Annotated in this window: 26 protein-coding genes and 2 pseudogenes; 6 read left to right on the plus strand and 22 right to left on the minus strand. The window is 34.9% G+C overall.

Going from position 1 to position 24,834, the window contains the following annotated elements; translation table 11 throughout:
- The 4 genes from JFT89_RS13910 to JFT89_RS13925 form a co-directional block, all read right to left on the minus strand.
- On the minus strand, positions 1-373 hold a 373-nt coding region (locus tag JFT89_RS13910), incomplete at its 3' end, for a GNAT family N-acetyltransferase (RefSeq protein WP_201040239.1).
- A gap of 104 nt (positions 374-477) precedes the next feature.
- Positions 478-834, minus strand: a complete 357-nt coding sequence (locus JFT89_RS13915) for a hypothetical protein (protein WP_201040240.1) — start codon at positions 832-834, stop codon at positions 478-480.
- A gap of 399 nt (positions 835-1,233) precedes the next feature.
- Positions 1,234-1,614: a hypothetical protein gene (locus JFT89_RS13920; RefSeq protein WP_002127497.1), complete on the minus strand. Its 381-nt coding sequence runs from the start codon at positions 1,612-1,614 to the stop codon at positions 1,234-1,236.
- 165 nt (positions 1,615-1,779) lie between these two features.
- Positions 1,780-1,950 carry a hypothetical protein gene (locus JFT89_RS13925; protein WP_002065532.1) on the minus strand — a complete coding sequence of 57 codons (171 nt, stop codon included), beginning with the start codon at positions 1,948-1,950 and terminating at the stop codon, positions 1,780-1,782.
- Between the two features lie 329 nt (positions 1,951-2,279).
- Here JFT89_RS13925 and JFT89_RS13930 point away from each other — a divergent pair, with 329 nt between their 5' ends.
- Positions 2,280-2,648 carry an FtsB family cell division protein gene (locus JFT89_RS13930; protein WP_016095367.1) on the plus strand — a complete coding sequence of 123 codons (369 nt, stop codon included), beginning with the start codon at positions 2,280-2,282 and terminating at the stop codon, positions 2,646-2,648.
- Positions 2,649-2,845: 197 nt separating this feature from the next.
- Positions 2,846-2,902, plus strand: a pseudogene (locus tag JFT89_RS30770) (exosporium leader peptide-containing protein); the annotation flags it as partial.
- A 17-nt stretch (positions 2,903-2,919) separates the two neighbouring features.
- Here the strand turns inward: JFT89_RS30770 and JFT89_RS30505 are convergent.
- Both JFT89_RS30505 and JFT89_RS30290 read right to left on the minus strand, forming a co-directional pair.
- Positions 2,920-3,231 (minus strand): hypothetical protein, encoded by a 312-nt coding sequence (locus tag JFT89_RS30505; protein WP_274606664.1) that lies wholly within the window; start codon positions 3,229-3,231, stop codon positions 2,920-2,922.
- Between the two features lie 45 nt (positions 3,232-3,276).
- A complete protein-coding gene (locus JFT89_RS30290; protein ID WP_000237377.1) occupies positions 3,277-3,492 on the minus strand; it encodes a hypothetical protein in 216 nt (71 codons plus the stop codon).
- Between the two features lie 431 nt (positions 3,493-3,923).
- Between JFT89_RS30290 and JFT89_RS13940 the strand changes: the two genes are divergently transcribed.
- Complete coding sequence (locus JFT89_RS13940) at positions 3,924-4,091, plus strand: hypothetical protein (protein ID WP_002065527.1); 168 nt, start codon at positions 3,924-3,926, stop codon at positions 4,089-4,091.
- 467 nt (positions 4,092-4,558) lie between these two features.
- Here the strand turns inward: JFT89_RS13940 and JFT89_RS13945 are convergent, their stop codons facing one another.
- From JFT89_RS13945 to JFT89_RS14005, 13 genes are all read right to left on the minus strand, one after another.
- A complete protein-coding gene (locus JFT89_RS13945; protein ID WP_201040242.1) occupies positions 4,559-6,499 on the minus strand; it encodes an AMP-binding protein in 1,941 nt (646 codons plus the stop codon).
- A gap of 49 nt (positions 6,500-6,548) precedes the next feature.
- On the minus strand, positions 6,549-8,090 hold the full coding sequence (locus JFT89_RS13950; RefSeq protein WP_113936466.1) for an acyl-CoA carboxylase subunit beta: 1,542 nt from the start codon (positions 8,088-8,090) through the stop codon (positions 6,549-6,551).
- A gap of 2 nt (positions 8,091-8,092) precedes the next feature.
- A complete protein-coding gene (locus tag JFT89_RS13955; protein ID WP_002065524.1) occupies positions 8,093-8,881 on the minus strand; it encodes an enoyl-CoA hydratase in 789 nt (262 codons plus the stop codon).
- 4 nt (positions 8,882-8,885) lie between these two features.
- Positions 8,886-9,797, minus strand: coding sequence for a hydroxymethylglutaryl-CoA lyase (mvaB, locus tag JFT89_RS13960; protein ID WP_002017011.1), 912 nt, complete (start codon positions 9,795-9,797; stop codon positions 8,886-8,888).
- Between the two features lie 21 nt (positions 9,798-9,818).
- Entirely contained in the window at positions 9,819-10,034 is a 216-nt protein-coding gene (locus JFT89_RS13965; RefSeq protein ID WP_001985297.1) for an acetyl-CoA carboxylase biotin carboxyl carrier protein subunit, read from the minus strand.
- Between the two features lie 26 nt (positions 10,035-10,060).
- The gene (locus JFT89_RS13970; protein WP_002065521.1) at positions 10,061-11,398 is read right to left on the minus strand and encodes an acetyl-CoA carboxylase biotin carboxylase subunit; all 1,338 of its coding nucleotides are present in this window, start codon (positions 11,396-11,398) and stop codon (positions 10,061-10,063) included.
- 15 nt (positions 11,399-11,413) lie between these two features.
- On the minus strand, positions 11,414-12,559 hold the full coding sequence (locus JFT89_RS13975; protein WP_002065520.1) for an acyl-CoA dehydrogenase: 1,146 nt from the start codon (positions 12,557-12,559) through the stop codon (positions 11,414-11,416).
- 216 nt (positions 12,560-12,775) lie between these two features.
- Positions 12,776-13,744 (minus strand): YbgA family protein, encoded by a 969-nt coding sequence (locus JFT89_RS13980; RefSeq protein WP_201040243.1) that lies wholly within the window; start codon positions 13,742-13,744, stop codon positions 12,776-12,778.
- Positions 13,745-13,748: 4 nt separating this feature from the next.
- A complete protein-coding gene (locus tag JFT89_RS13985) occupies positions 13,749-14,402 on the minus strand; it encodes a TetR/AcrR family transcriptional regulator (protein WP_002065518.1) in 654 nt (217 codons plus the stop codon).
- A 24-nt stretch (positions 14,403-14,426) separates the two neighbouring features.
- On the minus strand, positions 14,427-15,446 hold the full coding sequence (locus JFT89_RS13990; protein ID WP_016095361.1) for an ABC transporter permease: 1,020 nt from the start codon (positions 15,444-15,446) through the stop codon (positions 14,427-14,429).
- Complete coding sequence (locus JFT89_RS13995; protein WP_002065516.1) at positions 15,443-16,168, minus strand: ABC transporter ATP-binding protein; 726 nt, start codon at positions 16,166-16,168, stop codon at positions 15,443-15,445. The genes JFT89_RS13990 and JFT89_RS13995 overlap by 4 nt, the downstream gene beginning before the upstream one ends.
- 185 nt (positions 16,169-16,353) lie before the next feature.
- Positions 16,354-16,605, minus strand: coding sequence for a hypothetical protein (locus JFT89_RS14000; RefSeq protein ID WP_002065514.1), 252 nt, complete (start codon positions 16,603-16,605; stop codon positions 16,354-16,356).
- 215 nt (positions 16,606-16,820) lie between these two features.
- Positions 16,821-17,663, minus strand: coding sequence for a metallophosphoesterase (locus JFT89_RS14005; protein ID WP_002065513.1), 843 nt, complete (start codon positions 17,661-17,663; stop codon positions 16,821-16,823).
- Positions 17,664-18,307: 644 nt separating this feature from the next.
- On the opposite strand from JFT89_RS14005, the gene JFT89_RS14010 reads away from it, so the two are divergent.
- On the plus strand, positions 18,308-18,877 hold the full coding sequence (locus tag JFT89_RS14010; protein ID WP_002147836.1) for a hypothetical protein: 570 nt from the start codon (positions 18,308-18,310) through the stop codon (positions 18,875-18,877).
- A gap of 421 nt (positions 18,878-19,298) precedes the next feature.
- Entirely contained in the window at positions 19,299-20,714 is a 1,416-nt protein-coding gene (locus JFT89_RS14015; RefSeq protein WP_201040244.1) for a phosphatidylinositol-specific phospholipase C, read from the plus strand.
- A 153-nt stretch (positions 20,715-20,867) separates the two neighbouring features.
- Here JFT89_RS14015 and JFT89_RS14020 read toward each other — a convergent pair whose 3' ends face one another.
- Both JFT89_RS14020 and JFT89_RS14025 read right to left on the minus strand, forming a co-directional pair.
- Positions 20,868-22,244, minus strand: a complete 1,377-nt coding sequence (locus tag JFT89_RS14020) for a lytic polysaccharide monooxygenase (protein ID WP_201040245.1) — start codon at positions 22,242-22,244, stop codon at positions 20,868-20,870.
- A gap of 288 nt (positions 22,245-22,532) precedes the next feature.
- Complete coding sequence (locus JFT89_RS14025; protein ID WP_201040246.1) at positions 22,533-23,108, minus strand: TetR/AcrR family transcriptional regulator; 576 nt, start codon at positions 23,106-23,108, stop codon at positions 22,533-22,535.
- Between the two features lie 147 nt (positions 23,109-23,255).
- Between JFT89_RS14025 and JFT89_RS14030 the strand changes: the two genes are divergently transcribed.
- Positions 23,256-24,332, plus strand: a complete 1,077-nt coding sequence (locus JFT89_RS14030) for an alpha/beta hydrolase (RefSeq protein WP_201040247.1) — start codon at positions 23,256-23,258, stop codon at positions 24,330-24,332.
- Here the strand turns inward: JFT89_RS14030 and JFT89_RS14035 are convergent.
- A pseudogene (locus tag JFT89_RS14035) lies at positions 24,322-24,693 on the minus strand (VOC family protein); the annotation flags it as partial. The gene JFT89_RS14030 and the pseudogene JFT89_RS14035 sit on opposite strands and share 11 nt — an antisense overlap.
- Positions 24,694-24,834: the final 141 nt, after the last annotated feature.

Below are 24,834 nucleotides of genomic sequence, written 5' to 3' on the forward strand. Positions count from 1 at the left end.
TATGTAGTTTTAATTCTTCAAACGCAATATGAAGTACTGCTTTCATCATATGTCTTCCTATTGAACGCCCTCTCATTTTCGTATTACCAACTAACACTTTTCCAATTCTCGCAGACTTATTTATATTGTCCATTTGCCCAAGTGAAATATGACCGATTACTTCTTTAGTCTTTTCATCTATTACTTTGAAAGCGAGTGTATTTGCACTTTCTATATATTTCTCTAATTGTTGTTCATTTAAAGGATATGTAAATGCATTTCCTGACCACTGTATTAAAAATTGTTCGGAATTAACCCAATTTATTAATTGCTTAAAATCCGTTCTTTTAAAGTGCTCTAGTCTAATCACTCTCATTCTCCTTTCGTACATCATTATTTATAACCTCAAACTTAATTCTATATAAAGAATATATTCTCCTTTTATAACAAATTAAAATAAAGCCATTCATAAGAATGACTTTACAAAAAACAGTATTATTAAGCTTTGTTTGCTACGTCAACATCATTAAAATCAAACTCAGCAGTAACCGTTGTAACAGGAGGGAAAATTGCTTCAATTTTACAAATGGAGATAATTACTCCAACTGATCCAGGAATAGCTGCAAGCTTAACAACATCACAACTTACAGACGACACCGTACCTACATAAGTACGTCCCTCTGTGTTAATTTGAACTGTTTGATTAATTAATTTCTTAAGCTCATCTCTAATTCCTTGTACACAAGAATTATCACATTTCTCATGCTTTTCCCTTTTACATTCTTCGAATATCTCCCAACAATCATCCTGTTTACATGTACATTTCTTTTTACAATTGTTAAATCGAGATCCCAAAACCTCACCCCCTAATCCTTTCTATTAGTAAAGTATGTCCACTAGCTTAAAAGTGTACGAGGCAAACACATAGAAAGGAAAAAACAAACACATACACTACTGTATAAACCGTCAATTCAAACACTCCAAATATGTAGCATTATTAGTATATATGTGCTTTCAACGTCAATAAACATTCTTTTCTTTATTAATTATAAAAGCAGGCCTCTAACAATTAGAGGCCCGCTAAATGAGGGAACTTGAATTTTCATTCTGCTGAATTTGAAATTTAGACAACCTCTTTCTCAAACGCCTCTTTTTTTATTAAGACGATTAGTTCTAGCTTCTACAAGTTTTCTATACTTTTTCGAATGAGATTTCACACAAAATCTTTGAACTCTCTTTATAGCTGAAAAAGGATTATTTTATATAGATTACTATAAGCATCCATAAAGCCAAGGCGCCAATGATAGCGAGCGCTATGCGTGTAGATAGTACCCTTAATTCAAAGTCTGTTTTCTTGGAGGGTTCAGGATATGCAATTATGTAGATTCCCTTTAATAATGCAAGCCATGCAATAACCGTTAGGAACCCCTGCCAGTTGAATACCCATACATTATGTAGGATTACACTACCTAACCCTAGGAAAATCGATAGAAAACCATACATAATACCAAATCCTCTGTCTTCAACCACTAATTTTTTCAATTCACGTAGTACCGATGGACGTACGAAAAGTATTCCCGATACGATAACCGTTATCCATCCCCAAAACAATCCTAAAAAAGTACTAGTTTCCATTATTAGTTCACTCCCCTCAATTATTTATATTTCAGATATTCCCCCTTTAGAACAATTCCAACATCTTTATATATAGGCTAAATTCTGCTCTTTTTTAATACAAACATGGCATATTCTATGCCCATCCTTAATCACCTCATTTCTCTACAAAATAAAATTTTTATATCATTCTTCATCATCATCTATCCGAATCAACCGAAGTCGCTTTGTACTATTACCGCACACTTTTTCATAGCTTGGAGCTAACATGCACCAAAGCCAATATAATGATTTATTCGCCTTTTCACTAACCTCTAAAATTGTCCCCTCTGTAATAAAATGATCACCTTGATACAAGGTATACTCGCTTGTCCCATGGAATCATCATTATTCCCCTCCCTATTAAAATAGCGTTTTTGTTTCAAATAATGCTCTCATTAATTTGGGCGCATTTACCAGTATATTTACCAAAAAATTCATGATATCGTTAACTAGTCGAGTACGTCATTACTTGACGATTACCCTTAGGAGCCCCGCTGACAATCGGGGTTCCTTTTATTTAAATAAGGATTTTGTTTAAACTTTACAAAACTCACCTATATTAAACTATCTTCTAAAATTCCTATTGAACATTTATAATACTTTTAAACAGTTTAAATTCTACAATCAGTAATGGAGGCATTTTAATGGGAAACATCCAAAAAATATCATCACAACAATCAAATCCTAAGATACCCTCACAGCAAGTGAACGCTAACACCAAACAAGGTAATAATAAAAAAATAAGACGCCGTATTATAACTACTTTAGCTTTTATATTACCTATAATTTTTGTCCTTCAATATTCTCTTAATAACCAGCAAGAAATGATTAAAGAAAAACAAATCACGGTTAATACGGAGCAACAAAAATTATCTTCTTTAAAGAAGGATGGTCATACCCTTAAAAATGATGTTAAAGTTTTAACAGGTAGTGAAGAAGAAGTTTTAAAATTCGCAAGGAAACTGTATGGATTTTCCAAACCGAATGAAACTATATTTCAAATAACTGAATAAAATTACACTGCATTATCCAAAAGGCGATATGAAGATAATCTCCTTTTTATATTTAATTTCTAAAGTAATCATACTAATCTCTCTTTCTATCAAATAACTATTTTGTTTAATTTATTAAAATACAGCCACTTGTCCATTTCACTTTGCTCTATCATTACATTTACTATTAGTAATACGATTTTTAGAGGTGATATATAATGGACGAGTTTTTATCTTTTGCTGCACTTAATCCGGGTTCTATTGGACCTACACTTCCACCTGTTCCACCTTTTCAATTCCCTACCGGTCCTACTGGTTCTACTGGATCAACCGGTTCTACTGGACCAACTGGATCAACCGGACCAACCGGACCAACTGGACCAACCGGACCAACCGGACCAACCGGACCAACCGGACCAACCGGACCAACTGGACCAACCGGACCAACCGGACCAACTGGACCAACCGGACCAACTGGACCAACCGGACCAACCGGACCAACCGGACCAACCGGACCAACCGGACCAACTGGACCAACCGGACCAACTGGATTTAATCTTCCTGCTGGGCCTGCATCTATTACCTTGACTTCTAACGAAACCACAGCATGTGTATCCACTCAAGGAAATAATACTTTATTTTTTTCGGGTCAAGTATTAGTAAACGGTAGTCCTACTCCAGGAGTAGTAGTCAGTTTTTCATTTAGTAACCCTTCTCTTGCTTTCATGGTTCCTCTTGCTGTCATTACCAATGCTTCAGGTAACTTTACCGCTGTATTTCTAGCCGCTAATGGGCCTGGAACAGTAACCGTTACTGCTTCACTTCTTGATTCTCCTGGAACAATGGCAAACGTCACTATTACCATTGTGAATTGTCCGTAACGGTTTTATTTTTAAGGACTAAGCAATTTCTGATAAGATGAGCACAGATTTACAGTGCTCATCTTATCATTGGGATGTTCCTTTCAAATGATATTTCGTAGCATCCAACGAATGGGATCTAGTTACCACTAATAGAAATGTTCAAGTAACCCCCATTCATTATCTGTTGTCCTTTTTGAAAGGACTTGTTCCGTACAACAGGTCCTATTTAATCTGCACCCTACTAAAATAACGCTTTTATTAAGGACTAATGATCTTTATATTTCTTAAGCTTGTCATCACAAGTAATTTTTATAATTAGTTAAATTCTCAATATAGTTTGTGTATATAATTCCATTCAAAGATACATAATACCCACGTAACTATTTAAAAGCACTTCGTTTTTATATCTAAGTTCAAAAAGGAGCTACATAACATGGATAAAAAAGATTTATTAAGTCAACAACTTGATCCTGTGTCATTAGATGCGCTGAATACTCCTAGTAAGGCCCAAGAACAACTGCAAGAAACATCTCAGGAGGCACATAATTCAAACAAAAAGGACAGTACTCAATCTTTACATGTTGAAGATTTACCAAATTAAGACGTATATAGAACAACGAACAAATAGTAAATTTTAAGGGGGCAAATCTTAAGAACGAGTAAACGTAATTCCCCCCCTTTTCCTATCTAAATAATACTTTAATATGAAATAAGTACACATTTTTGACACATTCACTATCACAATCTCCTGAAAATTCGTGATAATATTAATTTGTCGAATACGCCAAATTTCGACATTGAACGACAATGATATCTCCCTTATTGAATCCCTGTCCCCCAGGGATTTCTCCTTTTATTCATTACTTTTTTCTTCACTAAATTTTCATTCTTAACAAAATTCAATCACTCCATTGAATAGACAGCCACAGTATCCTATTTTGATAAAAACTAAAAACAAACATACTTAACACTAATAGTAGATTTTTTAACTCCAAATTTACTTTTTCTCTCTTATCTTTTTGTAAACATTAAAAATGAGCTCTATTTACATAGAGCTCATTCGTAATTTTATAGTTTGCTAGACTGTAGTCCTTGAATAAAGGGTACTACTTCAGGATTTACTAGTGATGATAAATCCCCTAACTCTTTTCCTAAGTAAGCTGCTTTAATAACACGTCGCATTACTTTAGAATTACGTGTTTTTGGTAAATCTTCTACAACATGAATATCTTTTGGACATAATGCTTTTCCGATATGAGAATTTACTAAACTCATTAATTCTTTCTTTAACTCTCCAGAGAATATTACACCATCTTGTAATACAACAAAACAATGACAAACTTCGCCTTTTACATCATCCGGTACACCAATTGCCGCTGCTTCTATTACATCATTATGTTTCACAAGAATAGATTCATATTCAGCAGGCCCAATACGTTTCCCAGCAATGTTTAACGTATCATCTGAACGACCTGTAATGATATATTGTTCACCATCATAAATAACCCAATCCCCATGAACCCACTTATTTTCAAAACGTGACCAGTAAGTGTTTACATAACGCTCATCGTCTTCCCAGAAACTTTTCGTCATTCCAACCCAAGGTTTCTCTAAGCATAACTCTCCAACTTCATCTCGGATTGGCTTACCTTTGTCATCGAGTACAACCGCTGCCATTCCTGGTAAAGATGCGTTAAAACTAATCGGTGCGATCGGCTTAATTAGGACATTCCCGAAAATCCCACCTGAAATTTCAGTTCCACCTGAATAGTTACAAATTGGTACTTTACCTTTACCAACTGTATTAAATAACCACATCCATGGGTCTGGATTCCAAGGTTCTCCTGTTGATGCGAATACTTCTAAACTCTTTAACGAGTGTTTATTTACATATTCATCACCTTTTGCCATTAAAGCACGGATTAATGTTGGTGAAATACCGAGATGTGTAATCTCATATTTATCGACTGTCTCCCATAAGCGGTCTGCTTCTGGAAAGTCTGGGACACCCTCGTACATAACCATCGTTGCTCCATTAATTAAAGAGCCGAATAATAAAAATGGTCCCATCATCCAGCCCATATCAGTTACCCATAATACGCGGTCGCCTTGTTTTATATTCATTCCAAACCCTGCATCAAATGCAGATTTTAGCGGGAAACCAGCATGTGTGTGTACTGTTCCTTTCGGCTTACCAGTCGTTCCTGATGTATAAATGAGCATTAAAGGATCATCACTATGCATTTCTTCAGCATGTATGAATGGTTTTTCTTTTTCTAACGTACTCCATGAAAAATCGTAATTATGCGGTGTAAAATCATTTCCTGCATGACGAACAATTACAACTTTTTCAACAGTTGGACAATGTTCACAAGCTTTATCTACTTCATCTTTTAAAGAAACAATTTTCCCACGGCGTGAAAAGCCATCTGCGGTAATAATCATTTTTGAACCCGCTGCTTGTACACGCGTCATTACTGCATCAGCAGCAAAACCTGAGAATATTGGTGAAATAATCGCTCCAATTTTCATTACTGCTAACATAGCAACAACTGTTTCAGGAATCATTGGCATGTAAATTGTTACACGATCACCTTTTTCAATACCGGCATGTTTCAAACCGTTGGCAACACGGCTTACCCAGCTGTCAAGCTCTTCATATGTAAATGATTTCGAAGTTCCATTTTCCCCTTCATACATAAGTGCTGTTTGTGTTTTCATTTTATCGTCTGCAAGCCATCGAGATAAAGCAGATTCTACAACGTTACAAGTGCCCCCAGTATACCACTGTGCAAACGGTGTACCATTTTCTAAATCTAACACTTCTGTATATGGTTCCATCCACTGATAGCCAACTGCTTTCTCAGCTTCTCCCCAAAACCAAGCTGTTTCTTCAATTGACTTATTATAAAAAGCTTCGTAATCTTCATAACCTAATGATTTCATCCAACTAAATAATCGCGTTTTTTCTTTATACTCTTCTGTTGGAAACCAAACTGCTTGTTTCAATGCTTTCCCCTCCTTGACTTTTTGAGCAAGAAAGCCCTAAATAGGGCTTTTAAACTGGATATACAGGATGTTTACGATCCGTGAATACTTGATATTTGCTCATATACATTTCGAATCGTCCTTTTAACTCTTCACGTAAATTATTTGGATGAACAATACCATCAATCACCATCTCTGATGCTAAACGGTAAATATCAATATCTTTCTTATACTCTTCTCGTTTTTCAGCAATAAAGCTTGCACGCTCTTCTTCTGGTAAAGCTGCAATCTTATTTGCATATACAGCATTAACCGCTGCTTCTGGACCCATTACCGCAATAGAAGCTGTTGGTAATGCTAAGCAGCAATCTGGTTCAAACGCTGGACCTGCCATTGCATATAAGCCAGCTCCATATGCTTTTCGAACGACGATAGAAATTTTCGGTACAGTTGCTTCACTCATTGCAGAGATCATTTTTGCACCGTGACGAATAATTCCGGCACGTTCTACTTTTGTACCAATCATAAATCCAGGTACATCTGCAAGGAATAATAATGGGATATGGTATGCATCGCATAAATTTATAAACTTCGCTGCTTTATCAGCTGAATCGTGGAATAAAACGCCGCCCTTCATACGCGGCTGATTTGCAATAATGCCAATTGGCTTACCATCAATACGCGCTAAACCTGTAATTAACTCTTGAGCAAATAATTTTTTCACTTCAAAGAAAGAACTTTCATCAATAATTCTGTTAATGAGATCTTTCATATTGAAAGGAGCATTTTGATTTTCTGGAATGATTTCTTCTAACGTTTTATCGAACTGTTTCGGTTCTTGAGGTGTAATCAAAGGAGTCTTTTCTAAATAGTTACTTGGAAAATAAGAAATATATTGTCTTGCTTGCGTAATTGCATCTTCTTCTGTTTTACATAAAACATCTCCGCATCCTGATACTGAGCAATGCATACGTGCTCCGCCCATTTCTTCTAAAGTTACCTTCTCACCGATAACCATTTCAGCCATACGCGGAGACCCTAAATACATAGAAGCATTTCCTTCAACCATCATAACAACGTCACAAAATGCTGGAATATACGCACCACCAGCCGCTGAAGGTCCAAATAATAAACAAATTTGTGGCACTTTACCAGATAATTTCACTTGGTTATAAAAGATCCTTCCTGCACCGCGGCGTCCAGGGAACATTTCAACTTGATCTGTAATACGTGCCCCAGCAGAGTCAACTAAATAAAATAACGGTACACGTAATTTCTCAGCCGTTTCTTGAATACGTAAAATCTTTTCCACTGTACGTGCTCCCCATGATCCAGCCTTAACAGTTGAATCATTTGCCATTACGCACGCAGTGCGACCATGTATTTTACCAGTTGCAGTTACAACGCCGTCAGCTGGTAACCCGGTTTGTTCACAATTTGCAAATAATGCATCTTCCACATATTCACCATTATCGAATAAAAGAGCTAAACGATCTCGAACAAAAAGTTTTCCTTTTGCTTTGTTTTGTTCATGATATTTCGGTGCCCCGCCTTGCTTAATTGTTTCAACTCGTTCTTCAAATGAATTAGATTGTTGTTTTTGATCTAACATATTTACTCCCCCTTATACATTGGTTTGCGTTTTTCCTTGAATGCCTGTAATCCTTCTAATCTATCTTTCGTATGGATTACGCCCTCATACGCCTGTTTTTCCATTTGTAAGCCGGTATGTAAATCTACTTGAATTCCATTTGAAATTGCTTCTTTTGCTAATCGAACGGCAATTGGACCATTATTAGCAATTCGATCTGCAATTTCAATTGCTTTTTCTTCTAGTAAATCAGCTGGTACTACGAATTCTACTAAACCATACTCTTTCGCTTCTTGCGCCGAAATACGTCTTCCTGTATAAATTAATTCTTTCGCTCTACCAACTCCAATTAATCTAGGTAAGCGCTGAGTACCACCCGCCCCAGGTATAATTGCAAGGGAAGTTTCAGTGAGACCTAGACTTGCAGTGTCAGAAGCAATTCTAAAATCACAAGCTAAGCTTAATTCAGTACCTCCACCAAGTGCGATTCCGTTAATAGCAGCAATAACTGGTTGTGGCAATTGTTCAACCATCTCCATAGTAGAACGAATCATACCCACAGCATGGCGAACTTGTTCTTCACTCATGTTGGCACGCTCTTTTAGATCAGCACCAGCGCAAAATGCTTTTTCGCCATCCCCTGTTAAAATAACAACGCGCGTATTTGATTCTTCGTTTATTTGAGTTAATATAGTTTGTAATTCTTCTAATAATGCCAAAGATAATGAATTTGCTTGTCTTTCACGATTTAACGAAATCTTTACAACGTGCGGTGTAACATAGTCAACTGAAATGTTTTGTAATTGTAGCATCTTCTCACCTACTTATCGTTTTATGTTGAAGCGCTCTATACACATGACTCGGTAATTGGATATTTAACTTACTTTGAATAAACTGACTAGCTCTCAATAACTTTTCTTCATCAATATTAGTTTGGACTCCCAACTTATGGAGCATATGCACTAAGTCATCAGTAGCAACATTACCCGATGCTCCTGGTGCATAAGGACATCCTCCGAGTCCACCACAAGAACTATCAAACGTTGTAATACCATATTCTAAAGACTTAACTACATTCGCCAGAGCCATTCCATACGTATTATGAAAATGCATTGCAAACTGCGAAGCATCATACTTCTTTAATAGATGTTCTAAGACTTGTTCTACTTGTAACGGATTCGCTACACCAATCGTGTCACCGAGAGAAACTTCATAAATGCCGTATGAAAATAGTTGATTACATATTTCGTCAACTGCTGTGGCACTTATATCTCCTTCATAAGGACATCCAAATACAGTAGAAACATAGCCCCTTACCTTTTTCCCTTCGAATGTTGCTTGTTTTGTTATATCTTCAATTACAGCTAATGCTTCTTTAATTGATTTATTAATATTACTTTTATTATGAGATTCACTTGCTGATAAAAAAACATTCACCTCATCTACATTTTGCAAAAAAGCTCGTTCCAAACCATTTTGATTTGGAACAAGCGCTGCATATGTAACATTTGGATCCCTTTTTAGCTCAGAAAATACATCACTTGCATCTGCTAATGCAGGAACCCATTTAGGGTGAACGAATGAGGAAACTTCAACGTACGACAATCCCGCTTCTGTAAGTAGTTGAATCCATTTTACTTTATCTTTTGTGCCAACAATCTTTTTTTCATTCTGTAAGCCATCACGCGGCCCGACTTCTTTAATGACAGCAAAATTAGGTAGTTTCAATTCGCTTCCCCCTATATCTCCCTATTCAATTTCTAGTAATACATCTCCTTCATTTACAAAATCGCCTTCTTGTACGTTAATTTTCATAACAGTTCCGGCTTCTTCTGAAACGATTGGAATTTCCATTTTCATAGATTCCAAAATGACGACATCCTGCTCTTCCTCTACTGTGTCTCCTACTCCTACAACAATCTTCCAAACATTTCCTGCCATCGATGCATATACTTTCGTCATCATTTTTTCCCCCTTAATATTCATAAATCTTATTTTTTAACAAGTTGTTTCGATACGAAACCCGTTGTATAAATACCACTTTTGAACACATCATCTTCCAATACTTGTAGTAGCATTGGTGTATTCGTTTTAATACCTTCTACTTTTAACTCTTGCAGCGCAGCCTGTAATTTTGAAATCGCTTCTTCACGAGTTTCGCCATGAGCGATTACTTTCGCAATCATTGGATCATAGAAAGGTGTAATCGTTACTTGATTCTCCAAAAAGTGATCAATACGTATATTTGTCGGTAACGTTAAATCTGTAATTTTCCCAGGTGATGGGAAAAAAGTTTTCGGATCTTCTGCATAAATACGAGCCTCGATGGCATGACCACTACGTTTTACATCATCTTGTGTAAATGATAGCTTCTCACCATATGCGATAAGTAGTTGTTGTTCAACTAGGTCTAACCCAGTAATTTCTTCTGTAACTGGATGTTCTACTTGTAATCTCGTATTCATTTCTAAGAAATAAAAGTTCTTTTGATCATCTACAAGAAACTCAACTGTACCAGCATTTGTATAACCAAGAGCTTTAGCAGCTTGTACAGCAACTTCTCCCATAGCTTTTCGTGTACCTTCATCTAAAAATGGTGAAGGTGCTTCTTCAATTACTTTTTGATTTCGGCGCTGCACTGAACATTCGCGTTCCCATAAATACACTGTGTTACCATGTGTATCTGCTAAAAGTTGAATTTCAATATGATGTGCATCTGCTATATAGCGCTCTAAATACATTTCTCCGTTACCAAAGAAATTTTGCGCTCTTGTTTTATTACTTTCAAATGCTTTGGTGAGCGTTTGCTCAGTTTCCATCAACTGCATTCCAATGCCTCCGCCGCCCGCGGATGCCTTAAGCATTAATGGATAACCAATTTGTTTCGCAATTTCAATTGCTTCTTCAGCAGTTTCAATATTTGTAGTAATGCCTGGAACTACTGGCACATCTGCTGCTTGCATCGCTATACGTGACTCAATTTTACTTCCCATCTTAGTAATGATTTCTTCTGAAGGACCGATAAATACGATTCCTTCTTCTTTACAGCGAATCGGAAAAGATGGATTCTCTGATAATAATCCGTACCCCGGATGGATTGCTTCAGCATTTGTCTTCTTAGCTATTTCAATAATTTTTTCAAGGTTTAAATAGCTTTCTTGGACACGTGGACCGCCTACTAAGTAAGCTTCATTTGCCAATTTTACATGAAGGGCATTTTCATCAGCCTCAGAATAAATAGCAACGGTACGAATGCCAAGTTTTTGACAAGTTTTCATAATGCGAACTGCGATTTCCCCGCGATTAGCAATTAATATTTTTTGAAACATAGTGACTCCTCCTTTTTATCTACATCCTAAATGTCTTGCAATTACGAGACGTTGAATTTCAGAAGTTCCTTCACCAATTTCTAAAAGTTTTGCATCACGAATATATCGTTCAACTTCATATTCACGCATATAGCCATATCCACCATGAATTTGTACTGCATGATTTGCTATACGACTTGCAGCTTCAGATGCAAACAACTTTGCCATAGCCGCTTCTTTACCGAAAGGTTTATCGTTATCTTTTAACCAAGCTGCTTTATGTACTAAATTACGCGCTAATTCTACTTCAGTCGCCATATCAGCCAATTTAAATTGAATCGCTTGGAAATTAGAAATCGGTTTTCCAAATTGTTGACGTTCTTTCGCATATTGCAATGCACGTTCAAATGCAGATTGTGCAATACCTACTGCTAATGCTGCAATTGAAATACGTCCTCCATCAAGTGTATATAAGAATTGTTTAAACCCTTTATTTACATCCCCAAGAATATTTTCTTTCGGTACACGTACACCATCAAGTACGATTTCACAAGTATTAGAAGCACGAACACCCATCTTATCGTAAGGGCTTGAAATCGTTAATCCTTCACTAGTAGTCGGTACGATAAATGCAGAAATACGTTTTTTACCATTGTCTTCAAAACCGTTGATAGCGGTTACAATAATTGTATTTGCATACTCTGCATTTGTGATCCAACACTTTTCGCCACTAATAACATATTCATCGCCATCTAATATCGCTTTCGTTTGTGTGCCCCCTGCATCAGATCCAGCGTTTGGCTCTGTTAATCCGAAAGCACCTAATGTTTTTCCTGACGCCATTGGAACTAAATATTTTTGTTTTTGTTCTTCTGTACCGAAATAATAAATTGGAGAAGCACCTAATGAAATTGTTGCAGCATAGCTTAAACCAGTACCACCACAAGCACGGCCAATTTCTTCAACTGCTAACGCGTACGATACTGTATCGCCACCTGAACCTCCATACTCTTCTGGGAATGGGATACCTAATAATCCTAGTTCGCCCATTTTTTGAAATGTTTCATATGGAAACTCTGCAGTTTTGTCATAATACACAGCTTTCGGTGCGATTTCCTTTTCAGCAAAGTCACGTACCATTTCTTTAATCATTTGTTTTTCGCGAGTTAGAGTAAATTCCATTCCGCTACACACCCCTTATCGAATATTGAGTTTCGACAGCGTGCGAGTTTCTACTACAAACATTACTTCTTAAAAGACACGAATATTAGTTAGACAATTGCTATAATTCTGTCATAACTTAATTTTAAAACAGATTCTGTACCAATGCACAAAAAAATTCCTACATTGTTCTACAACAACATAGGAGGTTTTGTGTCGAATTATGTAATTTATTGCTTAATAATCTCTACCTTTTCCCGAATCAGAAATTTCTACTAAAGCTTCAGGATATGGTTCGAAATATGTTTGTCTTAATAAATACTTTTCATCAAATCGAATGGCCCATGTTTTTAAAATTACAAGTAAACTACTAAGTGGGATTTTCTTTTCAGAATACTTCTGCAACAGCTCTAAAAAATGAGCTTTTTCTTGTTTTTTTAGCTTTGTTTTAAAATATCCAAAAATGTGCTCACATACATTTACATTCGATGTATAGCGAGGCGCGCGCATAAATAATTCATATAAAGTCTTCTCATAGTTATCAAATACGACTTCAATTGTTTCATTTTTTTGATTTGCAATAATACGCCCTAATTCTTTTTGTTTCACCTGATTATATGCCATAAATAAATACTTATAATCTGATTGAAACGCTACAAGTTCTTTTATGTTTTTAGTATGTTTAATCATTTTGTAATGCGCGATTGTAAACAATCTTGTAAAGAAATGCTCTCTAATAATAAAATTCGACAATCTACCTTCTTCTTCAATTGGAAGATGCGAAAAATTTTTTATTACTGCTCCGCCAAATAATCCAGTTCCTTTTCCTTTTACTGGTCCTTTTTCAAAACTAGAATAGATTTTCACATCACGAGTTCCGCAACTTGGCGAACGATTCTTCAAAATAAAACCGTCAACTTCAGGTAATGTTTGTAAAAACGCATTTGAAAATTGCTCCATTTTTTCAGTTACATTTTCTCGTGTTGACGGTTGTACAAGCATATTCGCACCATTTTTTTCTACAATACGTATCGTTTCACGAGGAGTCCCTAAACCTATTTCTACTTCAGGACATACAGGTATAAATGTAACAAATGGCTTTAAGTTTCGAATTGTTATATCTGGAATGACCTCTCCGTTATAACGACAGGCATCAAATTCTAAACATTTACTTACAACAATTATCGGTTTAGCAAATTGTCGCATCACATTACCTCCGTGGCGTTAGTCCATACAATATAAATTGAATCGTATTTTCAATTTCCACTTCATCGTCCCATTTCTCTTCCGGCAATAATAAAAACCTAGTTAAGAGTAACCCTAATACAGCTGATAAAGTAAGACGTAATACGGAAGATGGTGGAAGTTCAATAATTTCTCCTTCTTCTTGAAACTTTGCAATCAGCTTTTTAAAATGTACAAGCAGTTCTGTTTCTATTAATTGTTGTATTTCACTTTTTAGTTCCGGCTGAAATGGTACTTCTTGAATTAATATTTTTATCATTGGAAAGTGCTTTTTAGCAAATTCAAATCTATTTTGAATTATTACTCTTAAAAGCACTTCATACGATTCATACTCTGTTTTAAATATTTCTTTTGCAAAGGCTTGTACGAAAAATGGTGCAGCAAACTTTGTTAAGGTCGGCATCACGACTGCAAACAATAAATCTTTTTTCGTTTTATAGTAGCGGAAGATTGTTCCTTCCGCTACACCAGCTCGCTTTGCAATTTCACTCGTTGAAGTTGAGGCGTACCCTTTTTCTCCAAACATATCAACAGCTGCCTCTAATATACGCATTTGACGTTCATTACGTTTATCAGTATTCGTTGCGGCAACTAATTCTTCCAGCCAATCCTTCTTCATTTATTGTGCTCCTTTTTATCATCATTATATTTTGCGATGTTTCTTTAATGCAAATACATTTCCTACTGCAAATAATAGTGAAAAAAGTAGTAATACGGTAAGATCTAATGCAATCTCTGTAAAGCCTTGATTCCGAATCATTACTTGTCTCATAGCGTCAGCACCATATGTGAGTGGAAATAATTTACCTAACATTTGTAACCATGTATTCATGGATTCCATTGGAAACAACCCAGAAAAGAATACTTGTGGCACGATAACAAGCGGTATAAATTGAATCATTTGAAATTCATTATTTGCGTATGCCGATAAAAATGTGCCTAATGTTAGTGCAGTTAAAGAAAGCATACATGTTATAAGTAGCGTTAGCCATATTGAGCCAGCTACATATAAATCTAAAATATAAACTGAAAAACTTACAATTATAATAGATTGTATAAATGCAAAGATTCCAAAACCAATAATATATCCTACAACTATTTCCCATCTTCTCACTGGTGTGGACAATAATCTCTCTAATGTACCACTTAAACGTTCTCTTACAAAAGATACTCCGGACAATATAAATACAAAGAAAAATGTAAAGAAACCAATTAATACAGGACCAAGCCCATCAAACATCGTAATGTCTTTAGAGCCATGTAAATAATCCACTTCAGGCTTCATCATTGATACATTATTCTTCTCTGTACTCTTTTGCAATACTTGAAGTACCGCACGGTTTTTTGATGAATCACTGCCTTCTAATAGAAGATTCATTTTTCCATTTTCTAAATGAATTACTGCATCTACCTTTTGCTTTTCTAACTCCGAAATTGCTTTGTCTTTACTATATTCATAAATTGATGCTTCTTGATTTTTCATTGCTTTTACTATAGGAGCAGGCACATCGACTACAGAAATATTCGGTATATAGTCTTTTTGTGTAAATACTAGCGACAATAACCAAAGTAATAACATTGGTGCCCCAAACATCATTGCTAAAGAACGCTTATCTCGAAAAAATTGACGAATGATACGGATAACTACACCATTAACTCTCATGATTCAATCACTCCTTCTAACATAAAGACATCTTCAATTCGTCCGGATGACGTTTGTTTTTTCAATTCCTCCGGTGTCCCAATCGCAACTAAATTCCCTTCTCTAATTAGCCCTAGACGTTCGCAAAACTCAGCTTCATCCATAATGTGCGTTGTTACAATAATAGTAGTGCCTTTCTTTTTAAGATCATAAAACTTCTCCCAAATCGATTTTCGAAGAAGAGGATCTATCCCAACTGTTGGCTCATCTAAAATTAATATTTCTGGCTCATGAAGGAGTGCTATCGCTAATGATAAACGCTTTTTCATTCCACCTGAAAAGTGCTGTACTTGCTTTTTCATATGCTCTGATAATTGTACAAGTTCAAAAACTTCTTCAATTCTCTCTTTCTTACGCTTACCTTTTAACCCATACATCGTTGCAATAAAATCTGCATTTTCATATGCCGATAGTTCTTCGTATAATGCATCAGCCTGAGCCATATAACCAATTCTTTTCATTTCATTTAGATTAGGCATGTTTGTATTAAAAACAATTACATCCCCTGTAGTTGACTCATTAATACCTGCAATCATTTTAATGAGTGTTGTTTTCCCTGATCCGGAAGGTCCAACCAATCCAAAAATTTCTGCTTTTTCTATTTGCAACGACAGGTTATGCAAAACTTCTTTTTTTCCAAATTTTTTTGATACATCTCGTAAAATAATTGAAGATTGTTGCACTAAAAATCCCCCTTTTCTTTAAAATGAGTGAGTACTCACTTTTATTTTACTCTCAAGTTATTATATGTCAAACTTTTCAAAATAAATATTTTTTCTGTTATTTACTCAAGCAATGAAACAGAGTCGACATTAGAATGTTTTTTCTTAAAGTCGACTCTGTTTCATTGTAAATTATTCGATTTTAGTTATGTTTTTAAATTTAAATACCTTCTAATTCTAGCAACATCTAAAGAATATTCGATCACTATTTGCTGTATTGGTAATATAACCGTTTCCGGATATAAATGTGCATATTGTAACGTTTCTGCATACTTTTCCAGCCGTTGTTCTAAATACTTTACAATTTGCTCAGGATGACTTACTAATAAAGACGTACTATAATAATGAATTTGTTCCTCGATCGCCGTATATTCTTCAATTTCAAATTCTTTATGCATTTGTACACCCCTTTATATTTTTAATATCGTTTAATAATAACTACTTTAACTCGACTAATTTTTAAGTTTTTTGATTATTTACACTATAACAAACTCAATAGGTCAAATTTTGTTACTTTATGTAACGTTGAAAAATTTTAACAAAATTGTAATGGAAACTTGTACTGAAAAAAACTACCTTTAAATTATTCCCCTGAACAAAAAAGCCGTACAGATTAATTTAACTGCACGACTACAATCTCAGGTCTATTAAAAATTCTTTGCGGAATGATACTATTGCCTAATCCTCTACTAACTATCATAGACGTATTTTGTTTTTCATATAGGCCTGCTGTATATTTAGGTAAAACACCTTGATTTGGAGCAACTAATCCTCCAATAAACGGTAACCTAACTTGCCCACCATGAGCATGCCCTGACAAAACTAAATCTATTTGCTCGTCAGCATACTCCTCAATAAATTCAGGCCTATGGGATAATAATACATTATATCTATCTGGCTGCATTTCAATTTTCGCTTTTATAATTTCATCCTTTACAATATCTCCTTCAGTACGGTTTCCAATAACAAATTCCGGATCATCAATACCTAGCAAGTTTATTTCTTGCTCACCTTTTCGAATGCTTACATGTTCATTTCTTAAAACAGTAACATGGTGTTTCTTCAATTCTTTCTCTAAACTGTTATATTTTCCCGACCACTTTTCATGATTTCCTGTCACAAAATATATAGGATACTCTTTTACAAGTTCTCGTATTACTTGCAGACTAATTTCTGCATCGTACGATTTACTATCTATTAAATCACCAGTAATAACAATGATGTCAGGATTCGAATTTTTCACTTTTTTGATTAATACGTCCTGATTATCACCAAATTTTTTATTATGTAAATCTGAAATTTGTAGTATTTTATATCCTTTAAAAGAAGAGGGAATTTTACTAGAGGTTATTTTAACCTCAGTTATACTTATTAAATTGTTTTGTAAATATAAAAAGATACTAATGCCTACTAATATACCAATAATTAATATGATTCTTTTAGTCTTCTTGTTCATATTTCCTCCTAAAATCTTGATCAGTACTACAGTTCACAATAAATATTACGTGCCCTTCGCATTCAGAATAACTGATATTATTTAATTGATTTGTAGTGTTTTTTATAGTTTTATACGCCACTAATAAAATTTTTCAATCTCATTCGTATTAGCTCATTCGCTATAAAGTGGAGCTTTGATATCCTAGTTGTCGTGCATGAGTGTATGATGTCATGCTCATTTTTCAGTGAATTTATAGCGAATCACTGGAAGCTCTTCATCATATTATTATTTATCTTACTTAGTTTGATAACGATATAACGATAATTCCTATAGTTTTTTATAAAAAAATTGTGTACTTTTCTCGAATTATATACGACATTTGCTTGCAAATATATTATTACCACTCCGATTTTAATTTGTTTAAAACGTGCATAGAGAGAATTGAAACAATAAATTACCTTATGAAAAGTTATTATTGTACCATTTGTTAGAAAATTGAAAAAACATGTGTAGATAGATATCATTGTAAATGAATATATAATTAATTTTGATTTTCTGACATAATTCTTAACCTAGTTTTTGCGTGCATTATGAAATAAAATATTGCCCCATGTCAGTCTTTAAAAAATTATATATCATAACTTTAAGGGAGGAAGAAAACTATGAAGATGAAAAGAAAAATCATGATGACGACAGCACTTGCAGCTACATTAGCTACAGGTGCACTACCGACTACATCGGTGTTTGCTGCAGAAAAAGAGGCTCCTATCCAACAAAAAGAGGCACAAATGAGTATTCAACCATTCGCACAAAATAATTTGGAAACAGCGGTTAACGCTGCCTTAAATGGTCCAGAAGTTAAAAAAATTAAAGTATTTGAGCATGAATTTAATGTAAAACCAATTGAAGTAGTAAATTTAGGTGGCGGTAAAACATATGTTAAGGGACAAATTTCTCATCATTTAAGTTTTCGTCCAGATGATCAATTTTATTATGAGTTTACAGTGCAAGATGGAAAGGTAATAGATAAGCCTGTATTTAATATTGATAGAGGTGGTTGGACACCATTTGCTGCTCCACTTTTATCAATTCTTGCTGCGTATAATGGGATTCCAGTTAATCCAAATGATTTAAATGCACTTGGTCAGCAGATTGGGAAAGTTATAGATGGCAGCTGGGAACATGCAGCCCAATCTATCGCAACTGTAGTTAGTTTAAGTTTTAATGAATAGAATTTTTAAATTTTTATTAGCATTGTAGAGATCCACTTTTCCTAAGTAGCCTTGTTATAAGAAATTCTGAAACAGCTATTAATAGATTTTTACCACTCAGTCACATTATCTTGATTTGTTAACCAGCTTATCATTCATTATATGTCACAAAATAGAAGTCTTTTTTAAGGCTTCTGTTTTGTTTGTATACAGTACAGCGGAAAATTTGTTTTTTACCTATCTATGCTTCAATTCTTTAAGAATCCGTTTGACTATTAAATACAATTTATTACAACAAACTATTAAAATCTCAAATAACTTCCTACCCTATTTTGCTTTTTTCAAACACAAAAATTCATTACTTTAAGAATGAAAACAATAGATGTAGTAAAAAATCATCTTGTTTTATTATATCTATTGTTTAAAAGTCAGGAGAGATAAAATGAACAAAATAAAAATGAGGAATTTTTTTAAAATTAGTATCCTTACTTGTTTCACACTAGCAAGTTTAAGTACACCATCTACTATTTTTGCTGATAGTCATCCAGGTTATTCCTATGAATCCAATATAGGCTATCAAAACCCAGCATGGATGTCGAAAGTAGCAGATTCAACAAAATTGAGTGAAATATCTATTCCAGGGACTCACGGTACAATGGCTTTACATGGAGCAAGTTTTCTTGATGAAAATTTGACAAGAAATCAAACTATGGGTCTACCACAACAATTAAATTCCGGAATTCGATATGTAGATATGCGTGTTAAACGTGTAAAAGATTCTTTTGCAATGTACCATGGGATTGTAAATCAAAAAGCAATGTTTGAAGATGTATTAAAAGAGGCAATTCAATTTTTAAAAGATCATCCTACAGAAACAATTTTAATGCGCTTAAAAGAAGAAACTACTCCTGAAAGTGGCTCACTATCATTCGAGGAAATACTTAATAAATACAAAGACCTTAATTCTTCCTATTTTTGGGATCCGAGTTCTGTACCAACTTCAAAAAGAAATAATCCTACTCTAGGAGACATCCGAGGGAAAATTGTAATCTTACAAAACTTTACAGCCTCTCAGCAATATGGTATTAATTACGATAGCTTAAATATACAAGATACATTTGAAATTGAAAACGGACCAGACGGAATGTATGAAAAATGGAATGCGGTGAAAACCCACCTTCAAAATGCAAATAATAATTTTAACAATGATAAAATCTATCTTAACCATTTTAGTGGCACAGGTGGTGCTGCTGCATTATTAAATAATGTTTATCCTTGGTTTGTTGCAAGTGGTAAAGAGAGCAGAAATACTGATAGTAACCCCAAGATGATTCAAAAAGCTACAACTAATGCGTGGGAAGATTTCCCTCGTGATATAAATGGTCAAGTATTTTATGGTGGAATGAATACACTTGGAACTGAGTTCTTACAACAAGGTGGAATGAAACATACTGGTATCATTGCAGCTGATTTTCCTGGACCAGGTTTAATTGATAGTATCATTAAATTAAATGGTATACATTCGAATGAAAAAGAAATATTAATTTCGCAGATTTCATCCGAATCTAGTCCTTTATCCGGACAAAAAAACCGATCCAGTCAAAACTTTAAAATTGATAGTTTACCTGTAGGTACCAAGGAATTAAAATGGATTATTGAGCCTTCAGAAAAAGATCATCCTTCTACTATTTCTTTCAATGTAATGATTGATGTTTCCCTAGGTACAGATTCTATTCGTTGGAAAAATATTTCACATGGATCTAGGACTGAAGCTTACACGAATACTAAATATTATATTGCAAGTCCCATTGGTGCGACTAGCAAATTTACAGTGAAAATATACGCTATTACAAATTAGAAAATAAAAAATCCCAATGGAATTCCTTTTTGATGGAATACCATTGGGATTCTTTAATGATTTCATTTCGTATGTATTGGGATGGAGATTAAAAATTGCACCCCTGTTCCGGTATTGCACATAGAATAAGTGATAACTACCCTTTTCCACTTATCATTTATTTAAAACTGGCTTCCAAAGCGATAGTGCAAAAATCCAATTTGGATCGCCGTTCCCTTGATAACTTTGAACCGCTTCATACACTTTTCCCTCATGTACTACTTTATCACCTTTATTGTATGCTTTTCTTGCATCCCATTTTTCATAAGTAGAGTCCTCTAGCTTTGTTGTTACAGCTAAAACATTACTTCTACTAGATTCATTTCCAGCTAAGTCAACCGCCGTCACTACATACTTATACGATGTATTAGCCTTCAAATCTTTATCCATAAAGGATGTATTATCAGCTGCCCCAATTTTATTCATAACCCCAGCGCTTTCTCTATATACAATATAATGGTCAACACCTACATTATCTTCAGACGGACTCCACATCAAATCAACAGTTGTCGCTGTTGTACCCATACTATGTAATCCTTTTGGTTGAGTCGGAGCCTCTTTATCTGGAATTTCATTTGTTGTCTTAGCCTTTAGTTTTTCACTTTCTTTTGATATGTTTCCAGCAGCGTCTAATGCCTTTATTGTATAGGTATATTCCGTATTTGCTTTTAGTTTTTTATCAGTAAAAGTTGTACCTGGTACCGTACCAATTACTTCTCCATTACGTAACACTTGATATTCTTTTACGCCTATATTATCAGTAGAGGCCTTCCATGTTAGTTCAATACTATTGGCAGAAAATTTAGACGCATTTAATCCCGTTGGTTGACTTGGAGCTACTGTGTCGGGAGTTTCATTATTTACTAAATTTACATCAATTACGTTATAAAACGCATTTGACGTATCTGCTACATCCCATACAGCTAAAATAACATGATAACCATTGCGATCAGTTGGTACATTAATTGTATGTGTTAAATTATTTGATGCTGCCGAACCGTCATGGTTCACAGTTCCAATTGGTTCTAATTCAGCACGTGTTAATGGTTTATTAGGATCCCATCCCTTTTTTGTAATGTAATAATACCATTTACTTGTAGAATGTGCCGCTGTGTATTTCCATGTAAATGTATTTGCTCCCCCCTTTATTGTGTTTTTGAACCAGCGATTTGATGTTTGTTGGTCAAGAATCCCTCCAAACAATCCTCCTGCCGAAGCAATTTTCCCATCAATCGGTCCACCATCTGGGAATCCTTTAGGTGCTTCTAGACTTTGAGGTTCGTACATTACATTTCCACAATTTAAATTTAATGCTCCATAATTCTGACTACATAAAGCAGCACGACTACTCGGCTTTTCAACAAACCCATGTGCATATGCACTTTGAGGAATCATTGTAATTGCCGTCACCCCTGTAGCTAAAACACAAGCACCAATTCCTTTTTTACTTTTTCTTAATCTTTCTAACTTAGATGTTAATTTCAAATTCATACTTGTCCCCCCAATATATTGTTTACGCTAATATAATAGCAATATAGGGATAAACGAACAAATCACCTACTAATATATTAATAGTTCAATAACATAAACACATTTAGTTTATTTATTAACCTGATATGGTGCTAAATTAAGCAAATTAATTCTATTTTGTAACATTATGTAGTAAAGAGTTTATAAAAAACCAATAAAGATTCACAAAAAATCCAAATATCGATTACTTAGTTTTTTACAACCACACCCCACACGATAACTACATTATTAAGCAAGTTTCATGATTTATTACATTCTCCCACCATCTGACAAAATCAGATCAAAAACAAATCTCTGCATATTATCGATTAGTTTAACCACATCTGGATTTTTATCGTTGCTCAGCGACCAATTAATTGACACCATTGCGTTTGCTGTATACAGCTGAGCTACAAAGTCAATCGGCATGCTTACTTCAGCATGGTGTTCTTCTAAATAGGAATAGCAAGCATTATATAAAATGGATTCTAATTCTAAGCGTAAATCCGATGAGGGAACACGTACATGGAGTAAAGTTGCAACCTCTGTTTTTCGCGCTGAGACCTTATCGGTTATCATATTGATAACTTGAGCCACATTTCCATTCTCTATCGATGCGAAACGCAATTCAATTTCTTCCTTGAACCAGCAGACATAATATTGCACTATTTTTTCCAAAAGATCATATTTATCTGCAAAATGGCTGTAAAATGTGGACTTGCTCACCAAAGCGTGTATGCAAATATCTTTAGTTGTAATTCGACCAAATTCTTTTTCGTTCAAGAGGGTAATAAGTGTATTAGAAATATTTTTCTTCGTTTTATAAACGCGAACATCCTCCCCCATTATTAATCAATCTCCTTCCCAAAGTTGCTTATCGAACCGTTTATATCCTTATGGTTCGATTTCGTACTTCTTATCCTTCCCTGCTTGTTGTTTCTTTAATATACTTCGCTTATCCTTACCTTGTAGTCAAATATAAGGAGGGATTTTATGTTTAAACAGTATGTAAACAACGAACAGTTCAATTTGCAAATCAACCGTTTTTTCAACGATTTCTATCAAGACGATGAGCGGGCAAATCAGGATTTACAAGCCATCATCCCAAGACTTACAGACACGGACAGCTGGTATAACACCTGGATAGAATATGCAGTGATGCGGGAGCACCATAAAGACTTTGATCTAGCTTCGGTTTATTATCAAGCTGCCGAGTTTTATATGGAGCCATCCGATCAAAAAAAAGAAAAAGTGTACCAAAAATACCGTGAAACCTTTTATAAGAGCTTTCATGACTTTGAGTATGAAACCTATCAAATTCCTTATGAAGATTCCTATCTTCCTGCGATCAAATTCATGACACCAGGCGCATGTAATACACTACTTTTCTTTGGAGGCTACGATTCCTACATGGAGGAAATGATGAAGATGATGAACTACCTCATAGGAATCAATTATAATATTATAGTTTTGGATGGACCTGGACAAGGAACAGCACTGAAAAACGGCTTAAAATTCATCCACAACTGGGAGAAGCCCGTTTCCACAGTCATTGACTATTTCAAACTTGACCGTGTTAGTATTCTCGGAGCTTCTTGGGGCGGCTACTTGGCAATGCGTGCCGCCGCTTTTGAAAAACGAATCGACAAAGTCATCGCCTTTAATATTTTTTATAGTGGCCTTGATGCACTTAAAATGCGCATGCCGGATAATATCTGGAATAAATTGACCACGCTTCTGGCTACTAATGAAGCTGACAAAATTAATACCATGTTTAAACAAATGATGGCCACCAGCATCGACCTGAACTGGAAAATTAAAAAGGGTATGGAAAATACAGGTGAAAAGACGCCATTCAACTTACTTAAAAATTTTGAAAAGCATACGATGGCAGGAATCGGTCAGTTCATAAATCAAGAAGTATTGCTCCTGGCTGGTGAAGACGATCAGTACGTTCCAATTAGCCGATTATCACAAATCGAAATGGAGCTATGTAATGCAGCCTCCATCACTTCTGTAGTTTTCACTAAGGAAACTGGCGGTGAGCAACATTGTCAGGCTCTTCTTTAACATAACTATGTGCGATAATTTCGAGAAGATTTCCATCACCATCTTTAAAGTATAAATTGAATCGACCGTTTTCCTCATCAATTGTATGACCATCTTTCCATTTCACAATGAGTAATCCAGAGCCTTCAAGCCATCTTACTGTTTCATGAAATTTTGAATATGGAATCTCAAAGGCGAAATGCGCAGGTGCAATTGGTTCATACACTTCTTGAAAGCTAATTGTTGTGTATGGTGTTACTTCAAATTGAATAAATGATGCTGTTTCTTTTTTTATTGGAAAAGATAATATATCTCCGTATACTTGTTTTACTCCTTCTATAGAAACTGTTTGTAGTTTTATATCTGATATATGTGTAATCACTTTACATTCCCCCTTGTTTCTTATTATCTATTCTTATTGTATTACAATTATAAATAGATAAAATCAAACCGAAGGGTGGATTTTTCGTGTAAAAACTACAACTTTAGTATGAATATGTTAGCTCCAATTACTTTTTATTTC

Source organism: Bacillus sp. TH25 (genome assembly GCF_016650935.1).
Lineage (GTDB): Bacteria > Bacillota > Bacilli > Bacillales > Bacillaceae_G > Bacillus_A > Bacillus_A mycoides.

Bases quoted from the DNA above. Each gene is read 5' to 3' on its own strand.
- JFT89_RS14015 (WP_201040244.1), top strand. From the start codon at position 19,299: ATGAACAAAATAAAAATGAGGAATTTTTTTAAAATTAGTATCCTTACT.
- JFT89_RS14030 (WP_201040247.1), top strand. From the start codon at position 23,256: ATGTTTAAACAGTATGTAAACAACGAACAGTTCAATTTGCAAATCAAC.
- JFT89_RS13940 (WP_002065527.1), top strand. From the start codon at position 3,924: ATGGATAAAAAAGATTTATTAAGTCAACAACTTGATCCTGTGTCATTA.
- JFT89_RS14025 (WP_201040246.1), bottom strand. From the start codon at position 23,108: ATGGGGGAGGATGTTCGCGTTTATAAAACGAAGAAAAATATTTCTAAT.
- JFT89_RS14020 (WP_201040245.1), bottom strand. From the start codon at position 22,244: ATGAATTTGAAATTAACATCTAAGTTAGAAAGATTAAGAAAAAGTAAA.
- JFT89_RS30290 (WP_000237377.1), bottom strand. From the start codon at position 3,492: ATGGTAATAGTGACGTTTGCCATTGTTCCAGGAGAATCAAGAAGTGAA.
- JFT89_RS13985 (WP_002065518.1), bottom strand. From the start codon at position 14,402: ATGAAGAAGGATTGGCTGGAAGAATTAGTTGCCGCAACGAATACTGAT.
- JFT89_RS13975 (WP_002065520.1), bottom strand. From the start codon at position 12,559: ATGGAATTTACTCTAACTCGCGAAAAACAAATGATTAAAGAAATGGTA.
- JFT89_RS13950 (WP_113936466.1), bottom strand. From the start codon at position 8,090: ATGTTAGATCAAAAACAACAATCTAATTCATTTGAAGAACGAGTTGAA.
- JFT89_RS13980 (WP_201040243.1), bottom strand. From the start codon at position 13,744: ATGCGACAATTTGCTAAACCGATAATTGTTGTAAGTAAATGTTTAGAA.
- JFT89_RS14000 (WP_002065514.1), bottom strand. From the start codon at position 16,605: ATGCATAAAGAATTTGAAATTGAAGAATATACGGCGATCGAGGAACAA.
- JFT89_RS13955 (WP_002065524.1), bottom strand. From the start codon at position 8,881: ATGCTACAATTACAAAACATTTCAGTTGACTATGTTACACCGCACGTT.
- JFT89_RS13970 (WP_002065521.1), bottom strand. From the start codon at position 11,398: ATGTTTCAAAAAATATTAATTGCTAATCGCGGGGAAATCGCAGTTCGC.
- JFT89_RS14010 (WP_002147836.1), top strand. From the start codon at position 18,308: ATGAAGATGAAAAGAAAAATCATGATGACGACAGCACTTGCAGCTACA.
- JFT89_RS13920 (WP_002127497.1), bottom strand. From the start codon at position 1,614: ATGGAAACTAGTACTTTTTTAGGATTGTTTTGGGGATGGATAACGGTT.
- JFT89_RS13990 (WP_016095361.1), bottom strand. From the start codon at position 15,446: ATGAGAGTTAATGGTGTAGTTATCCGTATCATTCGTCAATTTTTTCGA.
- JFT89_RS13965 (WP_001985297.1), bottom strand. From the start codon at position 10,034: ATGATGACGAAAGTATATGCATCGATGGCAGGAAATGTTTGGAAGATT.
- JFT89_RS13930 (WP_016095367.1), top strand. From the start codon at position 2,280: ATGGGAAACATCCAAAAAATATCATCACAACAATCAAATCCTAAGATA.
- JFT89_RS14005 (WP_002065513.1), bottom strand. From the start codon at position 17,663: ATGAACAAGAAGACTAAAAGAATCATATTAATTATTGGTATATTAGTA.